Raw genomic sequence first — 20961 nt, 5'->3', positions numbered from 1 at the left:
GAGCAAGTCGAATCGTCGCACCGCCCCTCCCACATTTTTTAACTGCATTTACCCGTTAAATCCTACGCTCGAAAATCGCCCCCTCGATGCCCAGCACCTCGCAGGTATCGGCATAGATCCCCACGCCCTTCTCCCACACATGCTTGATCGACTGGTCGGCGCAGCGGATCTGGTAATTGAGCTCGAACGGTTCATGGCGCGACAACGCATATTGCACCTCGCGCCACACGTAGTCGGCGTCCTGGGCCAGGATCAGGCTGTTGTAGGTGAATTCATGGTTGTCCACCAGCCGCTCGGCGGGGTAGCCGGTCAATTGCAGGCAGCCGGCACTGACGAACTCCATGGTCCAGTCGCGGTTGTTACGGCCGCGATAGATCAGCCCTGGCATGCTGTCGAGCAAGCTCATGCTGCTGCGCTGGCTGGCTAGCAAGGCGATTTCGCGGCGCTTGTGCGCAGTGACATCCCCGGCCACCAGGTAGAAGCCCTGCGGGCCGCGCTTGAGGCTGATCTCGAACCAGCGCAGCTCGCCGCACGGATGCACGAAGCGCAGGCGCTGGTTGAACGAGGTCTCGGGGCGTCGGCGCAGTTCATGCAAGGCCTGGCGCCACAGCGGGCGGTCTTCCTGGTGCACGTAGTCGACGAGGTTGCGCTCCGCGCCCGGCGCGCCCATCAACTCGGCCCAGGCCAGGTTGAAGTGGGCGATCTGGCCGTTGTCGCGCAGGTGCAGCAAGGCGGCGGGAAAACAATCCATCGGGTACGCGGGCGGTGTCTGTACCAAAGCGTCAGGGCTTTCCCTCATCTAATGACGCTCCTCGTGTTTGAGCAACGCGCCGCTGTGTACCCGGGCCGCCAGCTCCAGGCGCGAATGCAGGTTGAGTTTCTGCAACAGGCTGCGCACGTAGATTTTCACCGTGCCGTCGCTGATCCCCAGCTCCCTGCCGATCTGTTTATTGCTCATGCCGGCGGCGATCAGCGCCAGGGTCTGGCCTTCGCGTTCAGTGAGGTTCTCACCGCCCGGCGTCTCGCCGTGTGGCCTGGGCTCGGCCGGGTCGGCGAGCAAGGCGATCAGGCTTGAGTCGAGCATGATCGCGCCCTTGTGGCAGTTGCGCATATACGCCAGCAATGCCTCGGGCTCGGTTTCCTTGAGCACGTAACCGCTGGCGCCCAGGCGCAAGGCGCTGAGCAATTCGGCGCGGTCCATCGACGCCGTGAGCACCACCACCTGGCAGTCCAGGCGCAATTGGCGCAGTTCGTCCAGCACCTGCAGGCCGCTGAGGCCAGGCATGTGCAGATCCAGCAAGACCTGCTGCGGCGTCAGGCTCACGGCCAGGTTGATGCCTTCTCGGCCACTGGCCGCCTGCCCCACCACTTCGAAGTCGTCGCTGGCATCGAACAGTTGCGCCAGGCCTTTGCGAAACAGCGGGTGATCATCGATCAGTAATAAGGTCGTGCAGTCCATCGAGACTCCCGTGTGGCAGGTCGTGGTGGCGGCGCAGGCCAAGGTGCACGCGCACGCCGTGCGGGCGGATCGCTTCAATGCTCAGCCGCGCGCCGATGCTGGCGGCGCGCTCGCGGATAATTGCCAGGCCGAAATGGTTCTGCTCATCGCACGCCGGGCTCAAGCCGATGCCATCGTCCTCCACCGACACCGAGGCATCGCCGTCCTGGGTCTGGCGCAGTTCAATACGCACATGCCGCGCGTGGGAATGGCGCACCGCATTGGCCAGGGCCTCGCGCACGATCTGCAGGATCTGCAACTCGGTTTCCGGGCTCAGGGCATCGTCGGCCAGGCGGTTGTCCAACTCGAACACGATGATGCAGCGCCGCGAAAACTCCGCGACCGAGTCGGCCAAGGCCTGGCGCAACGAGCGTCCGTCCATGGTCAGGCGCGCGCTGGTGATCAGCTCGCGCACCTGGCGCTGCAACTGGCTCAGGCCGGCGCACAGGTCCTGCAGGACGGGCGCGCCCAACTGTGACTGCAAGCCGTGAGCCTGGAATGCCAGGTAACCCAACTGCTGCGCCACCGAATCGTGCAACTCACGGGCCAGCGCGCCGTGACGCGACGTTGCCTGTCTGCGCTGCTGCTCACGGTTGTCGCTGCGCAGACGCACGGTGACCGCCACGGCGTGCGCCGCTTCCTCCAGCAACTGACGCCAACTGGCACCGGCCCGTCTGGGGGTATCGAGCAGTAACGCGCCCTTTTCACCCTCGGGCAAAGCGCACACCAATCGGTGCACCCCCCGTTGCCGGCAAGGGCCGCAGGCCTGGGGCGTGTCCATCGCACTCGCGTCGCGCCAGGGGCAGTGCGCCACGCCCTGGCAGCCCTCGATCAAGCCACGTCGCGTCGGGCCGAGGTCTTCGCCGCCCAGGATCAGGTTGAGCCTGGCGGCGGGCAGCAGTGCGTCGAAACGGTCCAGAAAACCCGACAAGGCACCGTCAGCGTGCAGGGGCAACCCGGCCAACAGCCTGCGCACGCTACGCGCCTGTTCGGGGCGCACAGGCCCCAACCAGAGCGGCCAGCCCTTCGGTCGTGTTCGCACTCTTCGATAACTCCCCGTCCGGTTGCTGAGCGTTAACGCAAGACCAGCAACTTCCATGCCCCGAACGGTGGTGCGGCAAGGCTTATCTCCAAAGGCATAGCCCTTTTTCCAGATTGAGAAAATTTTCCTCATAGGAAAGTATCTCTCCCAGCAGGAAACAAAACGCACCTTGGAGAGCCCGCATGACGCACACCCACAACCGCCCCATCGTGGTGATGCAATCGGCAACCGCCTTCACGCAGGGGGGCATCGAACTGGACAACCCGTTGCTGCTGAGCGGCGAACAACCCGACTTTGCCCGGCGCTTGCAACAGGCATTGGCCAGCGCCACCGTGGGCTGTCGGCTCTACCTGTTGGGCGACGAAGCCTTTGTCTGGCGCATTCACGCTGAGGCCAGCGCCGCTGGCCTGGAAGACGCCGAGATCCACATGACCTGCACGACGCCCGGCCTGCGCCAGGTGTATTGCGCCCATTGCGGGCTGACCCAGAGCGCAGGCCCAGCGCCGGTGTTGAACTGCATCGGCTGCAACGTCGGGCTGGAAGTGCGCACCCATTTTTCCCGGCGCCTGGGCGCTTACCTCGGCGTGTGCAGCAACCCCGACCAGCCCTATGCGGGGTTCCAGCCATGAGCGCCGCCCTCAAGGTCCGGGTCAGCGCGGCCAGAATGCTCACGCCCGTGGTGCGCGAGTTCACCCTGACCGCCTGCGACGGCGCCCTGCCCGCTTTCTCGCCCGGCAGCCACGTCCAGGTGCATCTGCCGCTGGCCGAGGGCACGCTGCGCAACGCCTACTCGCTGACCGGCGACCCGGCGCACACGCACCACTACCGCATCGCCGTGCGCCTGCAAGAGGCTTCTCGCGGCGGTTCGCAGTACTTGCATCGCCAGGTACAGGTCGGCGACACCTTGCAGATTTCGCCGCCAGCCAATCTGTTCGCGCCCCATGGCACCGCACGCCGGCACATCCTGATCGCCGCCGGCATCGGCATCACGCCGTTCATGGCCTATATCGCCGCGCTGGAACAGCAGCAGGCCGATTTCGAACTGCATTACCTGTTCCGCCCAGGCCTCAGCGATGCCTACCTCGATGAGTTGCAACAGCGCCTCGGCCCGCGCCTGCATGCCTACGACCGCCGCCCGGACCTGAGCCGCATCCTCACCAACCGGGCGCTGGGCAGCCACGTCTATACCTGTGGCCCGCCATCCTTGATCGAGGCGGTCGAGCAACACGCCGATCGCCTCGGTTGGCCGCGCAATCGGCTGCACGCCGAGGCGTTCAAAGGCGCGCAACCGGGCCAGCCGTTCGACCTGCAACTACTGCGCAGTGGCCGCACCCTGCGCGTGGAGGCCGAGCAGAGCCTGCTCGAAGCCTTGGAACACGCGGGGTTGCAGGTGCCCAACCTGTGCCGTGGCGGGGTCTGCGGCCAGTGCATCACGCGCCATCAAGGCGGCGCCATCGAACACCGCGACAGTTTCCTCAGCCCGGCCGAGCAGGCCGAATTTCTGATGCCCTGCGTCTCGCGCGGCAGCGGCCCCTGCGTTTCGCTGGACCTATAGGAGTGAGTGCCATGCCCCTGCAATCGAGCCCTGTGCTGAGCTATCGCGACGACTTCAGCTTTCGCAACAGCCCGGCGGCGATCCGTCGCTTCCCCTTCCCGTTTATCGAGGACAGCTACCTGTACTCGGTGAATATCGAACCGGCCACCTCCCGCGACCCTGGCTCCATTTATGAGCACGCCTTCGACATCGACGAGCACTACCGCTCGGAAATGGCCGAACGCGCGCTGATCCTGGACAACGACCCACGCCGCTACCTGGTGATGCCGCACATGCAAGCGGCGGCCTGGGATGCGCTGCAAATGCTCATGGAAAACCTCGCCATCGACTACCCGCAGTGGTTCAGCCTGGTGCGTGACGGCGACCGCTGGCACTGGCGCAACCACCTGCTGCAGATCGATCAGCCCTTCATCTTCGGCGATGCCGCCAGCCTGCCCTGCGCACCGCTGGAATACATCGGCCGCCAGGTACAAGGGGATTTCGCCCTGCTCGACCAGCGCGACGGCGACCTGTACATGGACGCCGGCCTGGTCACCAGCCCGGCCGACTGGTCGCTGGCGTTCGATGCCGGCATGAGCTTCAAGCAGTGGCATGCACCGGTGCCCATGGCCAACCAGATGGGGGTGTTCGACCGTGCGCTGAAGTACCTGCTCAACCTGCAGGCCGGCCAGCCGGTCCGGCGCCTGAACTGGACCCTGACCATCAACCCGCGCCTGGATTCATCTCCGGAAACCTTCCATCAATGGGGTGCCGACCGCGGTCGGATCACCGCGCAGAACGTCGGGCAACAGGTACACCTGCGGGTCGAACTGCAAGTGATGGCGCGCCTGCCGCGCAGCAACGCGGTGATGTTCAGCATTCGCACCTACCTGATCAGCCTGGACGAACTGGTCACCCAACCCGGCTGGGGCTGCCGCCTGCACCGCGTGCTGCGCGACCTGCCCGATGCCATCGCCGACTACAAGGGCATGACCCGCTATCGACAGCCACTGGTCGAGTGGCTGAGCCAGTTCGATCCATTCGCCTGACCTTCTTTTCCCGACAAGGAACATCACATGACCCACTCCTGGCGTATTTCTGCATTGGCCGAGCGGCACCGCGCCCTCGGCTCGAACCTCGAAGACTGGAACGGCATGGGCACCGCCTGGACCTACAACAGCGCGCTGGCCGACCACCACGAAGCAATCCGCACCCGCGCCGGCCTGATGGACGTATCGGGCCTGAAAAAAGTCCACTACGTAGGCCCGCACGCCGAAAGCCTGTTGCAGTGGGCCACCACCCGCGACATCGCCAAGCTCTATCCTGGCAAATCGGTGTATGCGTCGATGCTCGACGAGGACGGCAAATTCGTCGATGACTGCATCGTCTACCGCACCGGCCCCAACGCCTTCATGGTCGTGCATGGCGCCGGCACCGGGCATGAAATGCTCGTGCGCTCGGCCCAGGGCCGGCAAGTGGCGGTGCTGTTCGACGACGACCTGCACGACCTGTCGCTGCAAGGCCCGCTGGCGGTGGACTTTCTCGCCGAGCACGTGCCTGGCATCCGCCAGTTGCCGTACTTCCATCACCTGCAAACGCGCCTGTTCGAGCGCCCGGTGATGATCTCCCGCACTGGCTACACCGGCGAGCGCGGCTACGAGATTTTCTGCAAGGCGGCCGACGCACCGTTTCTGTGGGACAGCATCCTCGAACAGGGCGCGAGCCTGGGCATTATCCCCTGCGCCTTCACCGCCCTGGACTGGCTGCGGGTGGAAAGTTCGCTGATGTTTTTCCCCTACGACAACTCGCAGATGTACCCCTTCGCCGACCAGAAGGCCGGCGACACCCTGTGGGAAATGGGCCTGGACTTCACGGTTTCGCCCGGCAAGCAAGCGTTCCGCGGCGCCGAGGAACACCTGCGCCTGCGCGGCCAGGAGCGCTTCAAGATCACCGGCGTGCTGCTCGACGGCGTGCGCCCGGCCGAGGCTGGCGACACCTTGTGGCAAGGCAACCAGCAAGTCGGCGTGATCACCTGCGGCATGTATTCGCGCCTGAGCAAACGCTCGATGGCCCTCGCGCGCATGAGCGTTGCCTGTTCCGTCCCCGGCATCGCATTGCAGGTGCGCGGCAGCCTCGAAGGCGCCGCCGCCACCCACGCCTTGCCCTTCGACGACCCGGAAAAAACCAAGCGCACGGCCAAGGGCTGAGTCTTCCTTCATCTTATTCAGGAGCCTTCGATGGACGCCTCCAGCGAACATTACATTCTCAAGATCACCTGCCCGGCAGCGTCCGGGATCGTCGCCGCGATCAGCGCCTGCCTGGCCCGGCAGCAGTGCTACATCAGCGAGCTGGCGCAATTTGACGACGAGTTCACCGGGCAGTTTTTCATGCGCGCGGTGTTCCGTTTCAACACCGGCGTCAGCGGTGATGTCGGCGCCCTGCGCGAAGACCTGGGCGGACTCGCCGGCGGCTTCGACATGCAGTGGCAGTTGTTCAGCTCACGCCAGCCGACCCGCGTGCTGCTGATGGTCAGCAAGTTCGACCATTGCCTCACCGACCTGCTCTACCGCCACCGCAAAGGCGAGATGGACATGACCATCACCGCCGTGGTCTCCAACCACCTGGACCTGCGGGCAATGGCCGAGCGTGAAGGCATCCGCTTCATCTACCTGCCCATCACCAAGGACACTAAGGCCAGCCAGGAAGCCGAACTGATGCGCATCGTCGAAGACACCCAGACCGACCTGGTGGTGCTCGCGCGCTACATGCAGATCCTGTCCGACGGCCTGTGCCAACAACTCTCGGGGCGCGCGATCAACATTCACCACTCGTTCCTGCCCGGTTTCAAGGGCGCCAAGCCGTATCACCAGGCCTATGACCGGGGGGTGAAGCTGATCGGCGCCACCGCCCACTACGTCACCAGCGACCTCGACGAGGGGCCGATCATCGAGCAGGAAATCCAGCGCGTCGACCATACCCACTTGCCCGATTCCCTGGTCGCCATCGGCCGCGACACCGAAACCGTAGCCCTTTCCAAAGCCCTGAAATACCACCTGGAACACCGGGTGTTCATCAACCACGACAAGACAGTGATCTTTCGCTGAAACCCTTCAGGAGACACGTTCATGACGCTACGTGTAGCAATCATCGGCGCCGGCCCATGCGGCCTGGCACAACTTCGCGCCTTCCAGTCGGCCCGCGACAAGGGCGCCGCCATTCCCGAGCTGGTGTGCTTCGAGAAACAGCAGGACTGGGGCGGCATGTGGAACTACACCTGGCGCACCGGCCTGGACGAAAACGGCGAGCCGGTGCACGGCAGCATGTACCGCTACCTGTGGTCCAACGGCCCCAAGGAATGCCTGGAGTTCGCCGACTACACCTTTGAAGAGCATTTCGGCCGGCCCATCGCCTCCTATCCGCCCCGCGAGGTGCTGTGGGACTACATCAAGGGCCGGGTGGAAAAGGCCGGCGTGCGCGACTACATCCGCTTCAACAATGTGGTGCGCCAGGTCACCTTCGACGAACAGACCCAGCGCTTCACCCTGTACGCCCACGACTACACCCACGACACCTTGACCTGTGAAGAATTCGACTACGTGATCAACGCCTGCGGCCACTTCTCCACGCCCATGGTGCCGTACTTCGACGGCTTCGAGCAGTTCGCCGGGCGCATCCTGCATGCCCATGACTTTCGCGAGGCCCTGGAATTCAAGGACAAGGACCTGCTGATCGTCGGCAGCAGCTATTCGGCCGAGGACATCGGCTCGCAATGCTACAAATATGGCGCGCGCAGCATCACCAGCTGTTACCGCAGCGCGCCCATGGGCTATGCCTGGCCGGACAATTGGGAAGAAAAACCGCTGCTGCAGCGCCTGGAAAACAACCGCGCGTTCTTTGCCGATGGCAGCAGCAAGCACGTCGACGCGGTGATCCTGTGCACCGGCTACAAGCACCACTTCCCGTTCCTGCCGGATGAGCTGAGCCTCAGGACCGACAACCGCCTGTGGCCGATGAACCTCTACAAAGGCGTGTTCTGGGAACCCAACCCACGGTTGATCTACCTCGGCATGCAGGACCAGTGGTACTCGTTCAACATGTTCGATGCCCAGGCCTGGTATGCCCGCGATGTGATCCTGGGGCGTATCACGCTGCCCAGCCAGGCCGAGATGATCGCCGACAGCCAACAATGGCAGGCACGCGAACAAACCCTGGAAACCAACCAGCAGATGTTCGAGTTCCAGGGCGCCTACATCCAGCACCTGGTGGACGCCACCGACTACCCGAATTTCGACATCGCCGCCGTCAACCAGACCTTCCTGCACTGGAAGCACGACAAGGCCGAAAACATCATGGGTTATCGCGACAAGTCCTACCGCTCGCTGATGACCGGCACCCAGTCGCCGCCGCACCACACCCCGTGGCTGCAGGCCCTGGACGACTCGATGGCGGCGTACCTGGGTGAGCCTGCGACGCCCATCAAGTCAGTCGGCTGAGCGGGCGCCCATGATGAATGCTCCGCGTGTTTCCCACCCGCGAGAACCCGGGCTGTTTGCCCGGGCGCCGAACCTGGAGCGCTACCGCGTGGCCGCAGGCGGTGTGAGCCTGGTCGACCTGCAGCCCGGCGACGGCCTGCAGGTGATCGACGTCGAAGGCCGGCAACCCTGCGCATTGCTGGCCCTCGACGCTAACGGCCGCAGCGCCCTGGCGAGCTGGGGGCTGAGCGGCTCAAGCGCCTGCCGCGTGCCCCCGCGTGTCGGCCAGGCGCTCAAGCGGCGTGGCATCGACGCCCAGGCATTGCCCCTGGCCGCCGCGCTGTGGGACGACGACAGCCCGCCCGGCCACGCCCGGCAGTTCGTCGCCGATGAGCGCCTGCTGGTGATCGTCGCCGCCCCTGCCAGGCCCACCGCCGTCGACCGGCAATACCGGCCCAGCGAACTGCGCCTGCAGGTGACACGGGCCAACCCGTCGCCCCTGCTGGTGCCCGTCCTGCCCGAGCCATTGGGCGAGGTGCTGGACGAGTTCACCCTGCGCGCGGGCACCGCCCGCAGCTACACCGTCGCCAAGGGCCAGTACGTGCAGGTGCTGGACGTCGCCGGCCGCCAGTGCTCGGACTTCGTCGCCCTCGACCGCCGCGCCCTGGATCGCGGCATGGAGTTGGACCTGGACCAGACCGTGACGCGCACGCTGAACGGCAGCGCCTACCCCGCACCGGGGCTGTTCTCGAAGTTTTTCGACCGTCGGATGCAGCCGATGCTGGAGGTGGTGCAGGACACGGTCGGGCGTCACGACGCCTTCGCCCTGGCCTGCGCGGCGCGCTACTACGAATCCCATGGCTATTTCGGGCACGACAACTGCAGCGACAACCTCAGCCGCGTACTCGCGCCCTACGGCGTGCAGGCGCGCAATGGCTGGCCGGCGATCAATTTCTTCTTCAACACCGGCATTGATGCACACCAACAGATGACCCTGGATGAGCCGTGGTCGCGGCCCGGCGACTACGTGCTGCTGCGGGCCATGACCGAACTGGTGTGTGGCAGTACCTCGTGCCCGGATGACATCGACCCGGCCAATGGCTGGAACCCGACCGATATCCATGTCCGTATCTACAGCGAGAAGGAGCGTTTTTCCATCGCCATGAGCACTCGAACCACGGCCGATGCCGACCCGATACTGACCCGTGAGACCGCGTTCCACTCACGCACCAGCGCCCTCACCGGCAGCTTCACCGACTACCGCAACTGGTGGCTGCCGCTGCGCTACGACGGCTACGGCGCCACCGAGGAATACCTCGGCTGCCGCGAACGCGTGGCCGTGATGGACCTGACCGCCCTGCGCAAGTTCGAGATCATCGGCCCCGACGCCGAAGCCCTGCTGCAGTACTGCCTGACCCGCGACGTGCGGCGCCTGGCGGTGGGCCAAGTGGTCTATTCGGCGATGTGCCACGCGCACGGCGGCATGCTCGACGACGGCACCCTGCTGCGCCTGGGCCCGGACAACTTCCGCTGGATCTGCGGCGAAGACTACGCCGGCGTGTGGCTGCGCGAGCAGGCCGAAAAACTGGGCATGAAGGTGTGGGTCAAGTCCGCCAGCGAGCAGATTCACAACCTGGCGGTGCAAGGGCCGCTCAGCCGCGAGCTGCTCCAGCAGATGGTCTGGACGCCGCCCACCCAACCGAGCGTGGAGAGCCTCGGCTGGTTCCGCTTCCTGGTCGGCCGGCTGGACGGCTTCGAGGGCTGCCCGTTGATGATTTCGCGCACCGGCTACACCGGTGAACTGGGCTTCGAGGTGTGGTGCCAGCCCGAAGACGCCGAACGGGTGTGGGACCGCATCTGGCAACTCGGCCAACCTTTGGGCCTGGTGCCCCTGGGCCTGGAAGCGCTGGACTTGCTGCGCATCGAAGCCGGGCTGATTTTTGCCGGCTACGAGTTCAGCGACCAGACCGACCCGTTCGAGGCCGGCATCGGGTTCAGCGTGCCACTCAAGAGCAAGACCGATGACTTTATCGGCCGCGACGCCCTGTTGCGGCGCAGCGCCCATCCCAGCCACAAGCTGGTCGGCCTGCACCTGCGCGGCAACGAGGCCGCCCATCACGGCGACCCGGTGTACCACGGCCGCGCCCAGGTCGGGGTCATCACCAGTGCCTGCCGCTCACCGTTGCTGGCCAGCAATATCGCGCTGTGCCGGGTGGACGTGAGCTGCGCCGAGCCCGGCACCCTGCTTGAGATTGGCAAAGTCGATGGCCTACAGAAGCGCATCAGCGCCACGGTCAGCGCAGCGATTTTCTATGACCCGGACAAGAGCCGCGTGCGTAGCTGATCGTCCCAATAGCGATGTGTGCCACCCCACTTTGACTGCCCACTTTGATTGCCCTTCTTAACCGCTACTCAGACATGGGAATACGAAGATGGAAGCGACGACGTTCGAGGCTGTACCGCAGGCTGCCAGCTCAGTGGGCAGCCTGCACCGCAAGATCGATTGGCGCGGTGCATTCTGGGTCGCCAGTGGCGTACCCGCGCTGGTGCTGTTCTCCATCGGCGCGATTGCCGCCACGGTGGGCAAACCGGCCTGGATCGTGTGGATCCTGTCGATCCTGTTCGGGTTTATCCAGGCCTTCACCTATGCCGAGATCGCCGGGCTGTTCCCGCACAAGTCCGGCGGTGCCTCGGTGTACGGCGCGGTGGCCTGGGTGCGCTACAGCAAGTTGATCGCACCGGTGTCGGTGTGGTGCAACTGGCTGGCCTGGTCGCCGGTGCTGTCCATCGGCTCGGGGCTGGCGGCGGGGTATATCCTCACCGCGCTGTTTCCCGCCGATGCGCTGATCAACACCTGGCAACTGACCCTGCTCGACCTGGGCTGGGTCAAGAGCGGCCTGTCGTTGCGCATCAACGCGACATTCGCCATTGGCCTGTTGATTCTGCTCACGGTGTTTGCCGTGCAGCATGGCGGCATCCTGCGCTCGGCGCGCCTGACGCTGGTGCTCGGCGTCACCTCGCTGATCCCGCTGTTGCTGGTGGGCGTGGTGCCGTTGTTCACCGGGGACGCGACCCAGGCCAACTTCCTGCCGCTGTTCCCGCTGGCGCATGACGCGGCCGGGCAAGTCATCGACGGCCCTTGGGATATGTCCGGCTGGTCGCTGATGGCCGGCGGGCTGTTCATGGCCGCGTGGTCCACCTACGGGTTCGAAACGGCGGTGTGCTACACCCGCGAGTTCAAGGACCCCAAGCGTGACACCTTCAAGGCGATCTTCTACGCCGGCCTGCTGTGCATCCTGGTGTTCACCCTGGTGCCGCTGGCGTTTCAAGGCAGCCTGGGGCTCGGCCAACTGGTGACCCCGGCGGTGCTCGACGCCAGCGGCGCGGTGGTGACACCGGCGGTGTACAGCGGCCTGCTGTCGCCGGCGATCTACAGCGGCATGGGCGTTGGCCAGGCGATGGCCGACAGCATCGGCGGCGGCAAGGTGGTCGCCAATATCGTACTGATCATGCTGGTGTTGGCCACGTTGCTGGCGATCATGACCTCGATGTCCGGCTCGTCGCGCACCCTGTATCAGGCATCGGTGGACGGCTGGCTGCCCAAGTACCTGGGGCGCACCAACGAACACGGCGCGCCCACGGCGGCGATGTGGACCGACCTGTCGTTCAACCTGCTGTTGTTGCTGATGTCGGACTACGTGTTCGTGCTGGCGGCCTCCAACGTCAGCTACATCATCTTCAACTTCCTCAACCTCAACGCCGGCTGGATTCACCGTCTGGACCGCCCCGACTGGGTGCGCCCGTACAAAGCCCCCACCGTGCTGCTGGCGGCCGGCGGCGTGCTGAGCTTCGTCAACCTGGCGTGCATGGGCCTGGGCGCGGATATCTGGGGCGCGGGCACGCTGGTCACCGGCTTGCTGCTGGCGCTGCTGATCCTGCCGGTGTTCTGCTACCGCCACTATGTGCAGGACAAAGGCCGCTTCCCCGCGGCCATGCTCAGCGACCTGTATATCCAGGCTGATGACGGTCAACGCCGCGCCGGCTGGCTGCCCTATGCCACGCTGATCGCCGGTGTGATGGTGGTGTATGCCTGCCATCAACTGGTAGCCTGAATGCCCTGGGCGGCTTATCGCTGAGGGATTTATCCCTCAGCTCCCCTATTTTTCCAGACATCGGTGACGCTTTTGACCAGCACACTCTCCCCCCTTGCCCGCGATATCGACGGCAAGGCCATTTCTGCCCAGGTTCTCGACGAGGTTCGCGACGAGGTCCTGCTGCTTGCCACGCAAAAAATCTTCCCGGCCCTGGCCGTCGTGCTGGTGGGCGACGACCCGGCCAGCGAAGTGTATGTGCGCAACAAACTGCTGCGGGCCAAGGAAGTCGGGATTCGCTCCCTTGAATACCGGCTGCCGGATGACGCCAGCCAGGCGCAAGTGCTCGACCTGCTTGCCCAGTTGAACGCCGACGCTTCGGTCAACGGCGTGCTGGTGCAGTTGCCGTTGCCGGCGCATATCGACGAGGCAGCGGTGATCCATGCGATTGACCCGATCAAGGACGTGGACGGTTTCCACCGTGAGAACGTCGGCGGCCTGGTGCAAGGCATCGAGGTCCTCACGCCCTGCACGCCCAGCGGCTGCATGCGCCTGCTGCATGAAACCTGCGGCGACTTGACTGGCTTGCACGCGGTGGTGATTGGTCGCTCGAACATCGTCGGCAAACCGATGGCGACCCTGCTGTTGCAGGCCAACTGCTCGGTCAGCGTCGTGCACTCGCGCAGCGTCGATGCACCGGCGTTGTGCCGCTTGGCCGATATCGTCGTCGCCGCCGTCGGTCGGCCGCAGTTGATCGATGCCAGCTGGCTCAAGCCGGGCGCGGTGGTGATCGACGTGGGGATCAACCGCATCAGCACCGAGACCGGTACTCGGTTGGTGGGCGATGTCGACTATGCCAGCGCACGCACCGTGGCCAGCGCGATTACGCCGGTGCCGGGCGGTGTCGGGCCGATGACGATTGCCTACCTGCTGAAGAACACCCTGGTGGCCAGCCAGTTGCAGCGCAGCAAGGCAACTGTGGGAGGGGGCTTGCCCCCGATGGCGGTGGGTCAGCTACAAACAAGCTGACTGTTCCGGCGCCATCGGGAGCAAGTCGAATCGTCGCACCGCCCCTCCCACATTTTGAGCTGCGTTTACTCAGGGAGAGGATCAGTGGTTGTAGGCCCGCCCGTTATGCTCGGCCAGGTCCAACCCCATCCACCGTGGCGCAGCAAGGCAAATGTGGGAGGGGGCTTGCCCCCGATGGCGGTGGGTCAGCTACAAACAAGCTGACTGTTCCGGCGCCATCGGGAGCAAGTCGAATCGTCGCACCGCCCCTCCCACATTTTGAGCTGCGTTTACTCAGGGAGAGGATCAGTGGTTGTAGGCCCGCCCGTTATGCTCGGCCAGGTCCAACCCCATCCACCGTGGCGCAGCAAGGCAACTGTGGGAGGGGGCTTGCTCCCGATGGCGGTGGGTCAGCTACTAACAAGCTGACTGATCCGGCGCCATCGGGAGCAAGTCGAATCGTCGCACCGCCCCTCCCACATTTGAGCTGCGTTTACTCAGGGGGAGAATCAGTGGTTGTAGGCCCGCTCGTTATGCTCGGCGAGGTCCAGGCCCATCTCTTCCACCGACTCATGGGCGCGCAGGCCGACCAGGGCATTGACCACCTTGAGGATGATCCAGCTGACCACGAAGCAGTACACGGTGGTCAGCGCCACCCCTTTGAGCTGTGCCACCACCTGCGCGCCCATGGTCACGCCTTCCACCAGGCCGCCCATGGACGGCACGCAGAACACACCGGTGAGCACGGCGCCGATCATGCCGCCGATGCCGTGCAGGCCGAATACGTCGAGGCTGTCGTCGTAGCCGAAGCGCCGCTTCAATACGGTCACGCTCAGGTAGCAGAACACCCCGCACAGCAAGCCGATGGCCAACGCGCCGCCGACGCCCACATAGGCGCACGCCGGGGTGATCCCCACCAGGCCAGCCAATGCACCGCTGGCCAGGCCCAGGGCGCTAGGCTTGCCGACCTTGAACCACTCGGTGAACATCCAGCCGAGAATCCCCGCACAGGCGCCCAGTTGGGTGTTGAGCATGACAATCCCCGAGGTGCCGTTGAGGCCGCCGCCGGAGCCGATATTGAAGCCGAACCAGCCGACCCAGAGCATCGCCGCACCGGCCATGGTCAGGCTCAGGTTATGCGCGGGCATCGGCGTGTTCTGGTAACCCTTGCGCTTGCCGAGGATCAGGCATGCGGCGAGCGCGGCCACACCGGCGTTGATGTGGACGGCGGTGCCGCCGGCAAAGTCGAGCACGCCCCAGTTATGCATCAAGGCCCCCGAACCGCCCCAGACCATATGCGCCACCGGGGCATACACCAGGGTGAACCAGATGGCCATGAACAGCAGCGCCGCCGAGAACTTCATGCGTTCGGCAAAGGCGCCGGCGATCAGCGCCGGGGTGATGATCGCGAAGGTCATCTGGAAGGTCACGAATACGCCTTCCGGAATATCCCCCACCAGGCTGGCGGGGGTCATGCCCGCCAGGAACGCGCGGCCCAGGCCGCCGACAAAACTGTTGAAGGTCACCTGCCCTTCGACCATGCCCGTGGTATCGACCACCATGCTGTAGCCGTAGATCACCCACAGCACGCCCACCAGGGCGGCGACGCCGAAGCACTGGGTGAACAGCGAGAGCATGTTTTTCGCACGGACCAGGCCGCCGTAGAACAGCGCGAGCCCCGGCAGACACATGAACAGCACCAGCACGGCGGCGGTGATCATCCAGGCGGTGCTGCCGGTGTTCAAGGTCGGAGCATCGGCGGCCTGGGCCAAGGGTGCGAAGGCACTGGCCGCCAATAAGCCGAAGAGGGATTTGCCGAGAAGACGATTGATCATGTTCAAAGCTCCTGCAAAAGATAGGGGAGATGCATGTAGGAGCGAGCTTGCTCGCGAAAACCGTCCAGACAACGCGGTCATCCAGGATGCCCGCGTTATCGTTAACGACCTTCGCGAGCAAGCTCGCTCCTACAGGGGTGGAACGCCGTAGCAGCCGGCAAGCCGGCTCGTAACTCAGTAACCGGAACCCGGCACCCAGTTGGTCCCTGCCAACGGCACCCGTGCCATGGCGGCCGACTCCACCGTCAGCGCAACCAGGTCCTCGGGGTCGAGGTTGTGCAGGTGCGACTTGCCGCACGCACGGGCCATGGTCTGGGCTTCGAGCACCATCACCCGCAGGTAGTTGGCCAAGCGCCGCCCGCCTTCCACCGGGTCGAGGCGTTTCGATAGCTCCGGGTCCTGGGTGGTGATGCCGGCCGGGTCGCGGCCGTTCTGCCAGTCGTCGTAGAAGCCGGCGGCCGAGCCGATCTTTTTCAGTTCCGCGTCCAGTCGCGGGTGGTTGTCGCCCAGGGCAATCAGCGCGGCCGTACCGATGGCCACCGCATCCGCGCCCATCGCCATGGCCTTGGCCACATCGGCGCCGTTACGAATCCCGCCCGACACAATCAACTGGACCTTGCGGTGCATGCCCATCTCTTGCAAAGCCTGTACCGCTTGGGGGATGGCCGACAGAATCGGGATGCCGACATGCTCGATAAACACTTCCTGGGTGGCGGCTGTGCCGCCTTGCATGCCGTCGAGCACGATCACATCGGCACCGGCCTTGACCGCCAGCTTCACGTCGTAATACGGCCGGCTGGCGCCGATTTTCACGTAGATCGGTTTTTCCCAATCGGTGATCTCGCGCAACTCGGCAATCTTGATCGCCAGGTCGTCCGGGCCGGTCCAGTCCGGGTGGCGGCAGGCGCTGCGCTGGTCCACGCCGATCGGCAAGGTGCGCATGCCGGCCACGCGCTCGGTGACTTTCATGCCTAGCAACATGCCGCCACCGCCGGGCTTGGCGCCCTGGCCGAGGACGATCTCAATCGCGTCGGCCTTGCGCAGGTCATCGGGGTTCATGCCGTAGCGCGACGGCAGGTACTGGTACACCAGGTGCCGCGACTGGCCGCGCTCTTCCGGGGTCATGCCGCCGTCACCGGTGGTGGTGCTGGTGCCGGCGATGCTCGCGCCACGGCCCAGGGCTTCCTTGGCGTTGGCCGACAACGCACCGAAACTCATGCCGGCGATAGTCACCGGGATCTTCAGGTGGATCGGTTTCTTGGCGAAGCGGTTGCCGAGGATCACGTCGGTGCCGCACTTCTCGCGATAGCCTTCCAGCGGGTAACGCGACACGCTGGCGCCGAGCAGCAGCAAGTCATCGAAGTGCGGCAGCTTGCGCTTGGTACCGCCGCCGCGAATGTCGTAGATACCGGTTTCGGCGGCGCGCTGGATTTCCTGGATGGTCAGGCGATCGAAGGTGGCCGACTCGCGCAGTACCGGAGGGGTTTGTTCACTCATGTTGTAGCTCCTGAATCAGTAGGCGGAGGCGTTATCGACTTTGAAGTTGTACAGCTGGCGGGCCGAGCCGTAGCGCTTGAAATCCGCAGCGCGGTGGGCGAAACCGGCGCGATCGAGCAGCTCTTGCAGCTCGTGCAGGTGCTCGCTGCGCATCTCTTTTTCGACGCAATCGGAGCCCAGCGACTCCACCGTGCCCTTCACGTAGATGTGGGTTTCGTACAGCGAGTCGCCCAGCGCATCGCCGGCATCGCCGCAGACGACCAAACGCCCGGCCTGGCCCATGAAGCAGCTCATGTGGCCGATGCTGCCACCGACCACGATGTCGATGCCTTTCATGGAGATGCCGCAACGCGCGCCCGCGTCGCCTTCGATCACCAGCAAGCCGCCATGGGCCGTGGCCCCGGCCGCCTGGGACGCGCTGCCTTTGACGCGCACCGAACCGGACATCATGTTCTCGGCGCAGCCCACGCCGACGTTGCCGTGTACGGTGATCGACGCCTGTTGGTTCATGCCCGCGCAGTAGTAGCCGGCGTGGCCCTCGATATCGATGGACACCGCCTGATTCACCCCGACCGCCAGGTTGTGCTTGCCGTTGGAGTGGGTGACGCGCCATTCGTTGTCGATGGCCTGCGCGTGCAGCGCCTGGTTGAGGTCACGCACGGTGGCGGTGGAAAGATCGATGGTTTTCATGTGTGCGCTCCTTAAGCTGACTGGCGTTCCCAGATGTACAAAGTGGCCGGTGCGGGCTCCCAGATGCGGGCGTTCTCGATGCCTGGCAGGCTCGACAGCGCCTGGTACTCGGAGGCCATGGCGACGTAGTCGTCGGTCTCGGCGAGGATCGCCGGCTTGCACGCGATCGGGTCGCGGATCACCGCAAAACCGTTGCGCGTGCCGATGGCGAAGGTGAAGAAGCCGTCGAGGTCTTCCAGGGCGTGGTCCAGCGCCTCTTTGAGCGAGTCGCCCTGTTGCAGGCGCCAGGTCAGGTAGCCGGCGGCGACTTCGGTGTCGTTGTCGGTTTCAAAATGGATGCCTTCGCGCTTGAGTTCCTGGCGCAGGCGGAAGTGGTTCGACAGCGAACCGTTGTGGACCAGGCACAGGTCGGCACCGGTGGAAAACGGGTGGCTGCCTTCCATGGTCACCGCGCTTTCAGTGGCCATGCGGGTGTGGCCGATGATGTGGCTGCCTTGCATGCTCGCCAGGCCGAAGCGCTGGGAAATTTCCTGGGGCAGGCCCATGCCCTTGAGGATCTCGATGCTCTGCCCGGCGCTCATGATGCGCACGCTCGGCGCCAGTTCGGCCAGGGCCTGGCGCACCGGGGCTTCGTCGGCGTGGATCTTCAACACGGCGGCGCTGGCGTTCTGAAACCAGTCCAGCGAACAGCCCAGGCGCCCTTCCAGTGCGCCCATCAGGGCTTTCCAATCGAAGGCCTCGGTGGTCGCTTGCAGGGTCAGCTTGACCCAGCCGTCGGCGACTTCATCACCGTAGATGGCAAAACCCGCACTGTCCGGGCCACGGTCGGTCATGGCCTGCAACATCGGTTCAAACAGCTGGCCGAGCTGGGGTTCCAGTCGGGGGTTTTTCAGGTACAGACCTACGATTCCACACATATCAAGTCTCCGTCACACGGTGTCAGAAAAATTCGGTATAGCGCTGGACTTCCCAGTCGCTCACATGGCGGCTGTATTCCACCCACTCCATGCGCTTGAGCTTGATGAACTCACCCACGATCTGCGGGCCCAGCACCTCGGCGAACAGCGGGTCGGCTTCCAGCGCGTCGCAGGCTTCCTTGAGGGATTGGGGCAAGGTCTTGATGCCGCGCTCGGCGATCTGCTCCAGGCTCAGGCTGTAAAGGTTTTCATTGCAGACGTGGTCGATTTCCAGCTGGCGATCGATACCGTCCAGGCCCGCCGCGATGATCGCGGCGCTGACCAGGTAAGGGTTGCAGCCGGCATCCGGCAGGCGGAACTCCAGGCGGCCGTAAGGCACGCGCACCATGGCCGAACGGTTGTTGGCGCCAAACGCGATAAAGGCCGGGGCCCAGGTGGCGCCGGACAGCGAGTTGCCCACCACCAGGCGCTTGTAGGAGTTGACGGTGGGCGCGGCGAACGCACACAGCGCCGGGCCATGGGCGAGCAGGCCGGCGGCGAAGTGATAGGCCAGTTTCGACAGGCCCATGCCGCTCGGGTCGCTGGCGTCATGGAACAGGTTCTTGTTCTCGGCGCTGCTGATCGACAGGTGAAAGTGCATGCCGTTGCCGGCGCGTTTCGGGTCGGGCTTGGGCATGAACGAACAGATCATGCCCAGGTCGTTGGCGATCTCGCCGGCGGCCATGCGGAAGAAGGTAAAGCGGTCGGCCGAGGTCAGGGCGTCGCTGTAGGTGTAGTTGATCTCGAACTGGCCGTTGGCGTCTTCGTGGTCGATCTGATAGACCTCGAAATCCACCGCCTGCAAGGCTTCGGTCAGGCGCTCCAGGAACACCCGCGAGCGCGACAGGCCCTTGTAGTCGTAGCAGGGCTTGTCGAGGTTGTCGCTGGGGTCGACCAGTTGCAGCTTGCCCTGCTCGTCGCGGCGCATCAGGTTGAATTCGGGTTCCAGGCCGGTGTTCAGCGTCCAGCCCTTGTCTTGCAGGCGCTGCACCTGCTGCTGCAGCACGTAGCGGCTATCAAAGGGATGGGGCTTGCCGTCGACATGCCCGACGCACACCACGCGCCCGTAACCCGGCTGCCAGGGCACCGGGGTCAGCGTGGACAGGTCGCCCCGCGCCATGAAGTCCGGGCCGTGGGGTTCCATGCCCATGCCGCTGATGGCAAACCCGGCAAACCCGGCGCCCTCTTCGGCCACCGTCTTGAGCCCGCAAATCGGCACCGACTTGGTCTTGGCCGCACCGTGTATATCCACAAACTGCGCAAGCACGTACTTGATGCCGTACTTGTCGATGATGCGCTGGGTTTCTGCTGGCAACATTGCGTGTCACTCCTCGCGAAAGGCAAAACCGTGTGGGTGGGCCTAGACTGTCTTTTTATTCTTAAAAAGAAAGTTAGTTTCCCCACAGGAATGCAATACCCTTGCCAGATTCGCGAGCGGCCGATTGAAGTGCCGGTGAAAGCGCTTTTGTGCTGTATATATGGGAAAATTCTTTTCCCCGTGGGAATACGTGCCGGGGCACGGCCGCCAAGCGCCGCCACTTGCACTTTCCTAGTGCGAAACTAATATTACTGAACGGAAAGCGTGCAGGATCTGATGACTATGTCCACCGAAACCGCCCCCCGCCTCAAGCTGGAGCAATACCTGGGTTTGCAGATCAAACGCCAACGCCAGGCCCAGGACCTGAAGCTGTCCGACGTGGCGAAGATTGCCGATATCAGCCAGGGCATGTTGAGCAAGATCGAAAACGCCCAGGTGTCCACCAGCCTCGACACCCTGAGTCGCCTGTGCGACGTGCTCGGGCTGCCTTTGTCGAAATTGTTCGCCGAATACGATCAACAAGATGGCAGTGCCTTGCTGGTCAAAGCCGACCAAGGCATGGAAGTGGTGCGCCGGGGTACGGAAAAGGGGCATACCTACCATCTGCTCAACCATACGCGGGGGCCGAAGAAGAGCTTTGAGGCGTACATGGTCAGCATGGATGACGCCAGCGAGGAGTTCCCGACCTTTGCCCACCCGGGAACCGAGTTTCTGCACTTGCTGGAAGGGGAGCTGATTTATCGGCATGGGAATCAGCTGTATCGGATGGAAGCCGGCGACAGCCTGACGTTCGAGGGCGAAATTCCCCATGGGCCGGAAGAGTTGGTGCGGGTGCCGATTCGCCTGCTGTCGATCATGAATTACGGCAACGACAAGGAATAATCCGGACTCGCGATACACCTGAAGCACAGAGATCCAACTGTGGGAGGGGGCTTGCTCCCGATGAGGGAGTGTCAGTGAATGCATCTTTCATTGACCCCCCCTCATCGGGGGCAAGCCCCCTCCCACATTTTTGACCGC

At 64.3% G+C, this 20961-nt stretch carries 18 protein-coding genes; 10 read left to right on the top strand and 8 right to left on the bottom strand.

Features of this window, described 5'->3' with window-relative positions:
- Positions 1-55: 55 nt before the first annotated feature.
- From P3S72_RS11955 to P3S72_RS11945, 3 genes are read right to left on the bottom strand one after another with little or no spacing between them, the layout of a single operon-like run.
- Positions 56-799: a PAS domain-containing protein gene (locus tag P3S72_RS11955; protein ID WP_276197487.1), complete on the bottom strand. Its 744-nt coding sequence runs from the start codon at positions 797-799 to the stop codon at positions 56-58.
- On the bottom strand, positions 800-1459 hold the full coding sequence (locus P3S72_RS11950; protein ID WP_276197486.1) for a response regulator: 660 nt from the start codon (positions 1457-1459) through the stop codon (positions 800-802).
- The gene (locus P3S72_RS11945) at positions 1428-2540 is read right to left on the bottom strand and encodes an ATP-binding protein (RefSeq protein ID WP_276197485.1); all 1113 of its coding nucleotides are present in this window, start codon (positions 2538-2540) and stop codon (positions 1428-1430) included. Before P3S72_RS11945 ends, P3S72_RS11950 begins: the two co-directional genes overlap by 32 nt.
- A gap of 182 nt (positions 2541-2722) precedes the next feature.
- Here P3S72_RS11945 and P3S72_RS11940 point away from each other — a divergent pair, with 182 nt between their 5' ends.
- From P3S72_RS11940 to folD, 9 genes are all read left to right on the top strand, one after another.
- The gene (locus P3S72_RS11940) at positions 2723-3169 is read left to right on the top strand and encodes a dimethylamine monooxygenase subunit DmmA family protein (protein WP_276197484.1); all 447 of its coding nucleotides are present in this window, start codon (positions 2723-2725) and stop codon (positions 3167-3169) included.
- Positions 3166-4095: a PDR/VanB family oxidoreductase gene (locus P3S72_RS11935; protein WP_276197483.1), complete on the top strand. Its 930-nt coding sequence runs from the start codon at positions 3166-3168 to the stop codon at positions 4093-4095. The genes P3S72_RS11940 and P3S72_RS11935 overlap by 4 nt, the downstream gene beginning before the upstream one ends.
- An 11-nt stretch (positions 4096-4106) precedes the next feature.
- Positions 4107-5123: a DUF3445 domain-containing protein gene (locus tag P3S72_RS11930; protein ID WP_276197482.1), complete on the top strand. Its 1017-nt coding sequence runs from the start codon at positions 4107-4109 to the stop codon at positions 5121-5123.
- A gap of 27 nt (positions 5124-5150) precedes the next feature.
- On the top strand, positions 5151-6281 hold the full coding sequence (locus P3S72_RS11925; protein WP_276197481.1) for an aminomethyltransferase family protein: 1131 nt from the start codon (positions 5151-5153) through the stop codon (positions 6279-6281).
- A gap of 30 nt (positions 6282-6311) precedes the next feature.
- Entirely contained in the window at positions 6312-7178 is an 867-nt protein-coding gene (gene purU, locus P3S72_RS11920) for a formyltetrahydrofolate deformylase (RefSeq protein ID WP_276197480.1), read from the top strand.
- A 21-nt stretch (positions 7179-7199) separates the two neighbouring features.
- On the top strand, positions 7200-8567 hold the full coding sequence (locus tag P3S72_RS11915; protein ID WP_276197479.1) for an NAD(P)/FAD-dependent oxidoreductase: 1368 nt from the start codon (positions 7200-7202) through the stop codon (positions 8565-8567).
- A 13-nt stretch (positions 8568-8580) separates the two neighbouring features.
- Entirely contained in the window at positions 8581-10890 is a 2310-nt protein-coding gene (locus P3S72_RS11910; RefSeq protein WP_276197925.1) for an aminomethyltransferase family protein, read from the top strand.
- Between the two features lie 88 nt (positions 10891-10978).
- Entirely contained in the window at positions 10979-12658 is a 1680-nt protein-coding gene (locus P3S72_RS11905; protein ID WP_276197478.1) for an APC family permease, read from the top strand.
- 63 nt (positions 12659-12721) lie between these two features.
- The gene (gene folD, locus P3S72_RS11900; RefSeq protein WP_276197477.1) at positions 12722-13666 is read left to right on the top strand and encodes a bifunctional methylenetetrahydrofolate dehydrogenase/methenyltetrahydrofolate cyclohydrolase FolD; all 945 of its coding nucleotides are present in this window, start codon (positions 12722-12724) and stop codon (positions 13664-13666) included.
- Positions 13667-14154: 488 nt separating this feature from the next.
- Here the strand turns inward: folD and P3S72_RS11895 are convergent, their stop codons facing one another.
- The 5 genes from P3S72_RS11895 to glnT all read right to left on the bottom strand — a co-directional run bounded on the left by P3S72_RS11895 (position 14155) and on the right by glnT (position 19941).
- Entirely contained in the window at positions 14155-15480 is a 1326-nt protein-coding gene (locus P3S72_RS11895) for an ammonium transporter (RefSeq protein WP_276197476.1), read from the bottom strand.
- Between the two features lie 174 nt (positions 15481-15654).
- Positions 15655-16977, bottom strand: a complete 1323-nt coding sequence (locus P3S72_RS11890; protein WP_276197475.1) for an FMN-binding glutamate synthase family protein — start codon at positions 16975-16977, stop codon at positions 15655-15657.
- A 15-nt stretch (positions 16978-16992) separates the two neighbouring features.
- Positions 16993-17667 (bottom strand): protein glxC, encoded by a 675-nt coding sequence (locus P3S72_RS11885; RefSeq protein WP_276197474.1) that lies wholly within the window; start codon positions 17665-17667, stop codon positions 16993-16995.
- 11 nt (positions 17668-17678) lie between these two features.
- Positions 17679-18584, bottom strand: a complete 906-nt coding sequence (locus P3S72_RS11880) for a glutamine amidotransferase family protein (protein ID WP_276197473.1) — start codon at positions 18582-18584, stop codon at positions 17679-17681.
- A gap of 22 nt (positions 18585-18606) precedes the next feature.
- Entirely contained in the window at positions 18607-19941 is a 1335-nt protein-coding gene (gene glnT, locus P3S72_RS11875; RefSeq protein ID WP_276197472.1) for a type III glutamate--ammonia ligase, read from the bottom strand.
- 282 nt (positions 19942-20223) lie between these two features.
- On the opposite strand from glnT, the gene P3S72_RS11870 reads away from it, so the two are divergent.
- On the top strand, positions 20224-20823 hold the full coding sequence (locus tag P3S72_RS11870; RefSeq protein ID WP_046383917.1) for a helix-turn-helix domain-containing protein: 600 nt from the start codon (positions 20224-20226) through the stop codon (positions 20821-20823).
- The last annotated feature ends 138 nt before the right edge of the window (positions 20824-20961 follow it).

The organism is Pseudomonas sp. D3 (assembly GCF_029320995.1).
GTDB lineage: Bacteria > Pseudomonadota > Gammaproteobacteria > Pseudomonadales > Pseudomonadaceae > Aquipseudomonas > Aquipseudomonas paraveronii.
The sequence above is the reverse complement of the archived record's forward strand: the minus strand, read 5'-3'. Positions and strand labels throughout refer to the sequence as shown.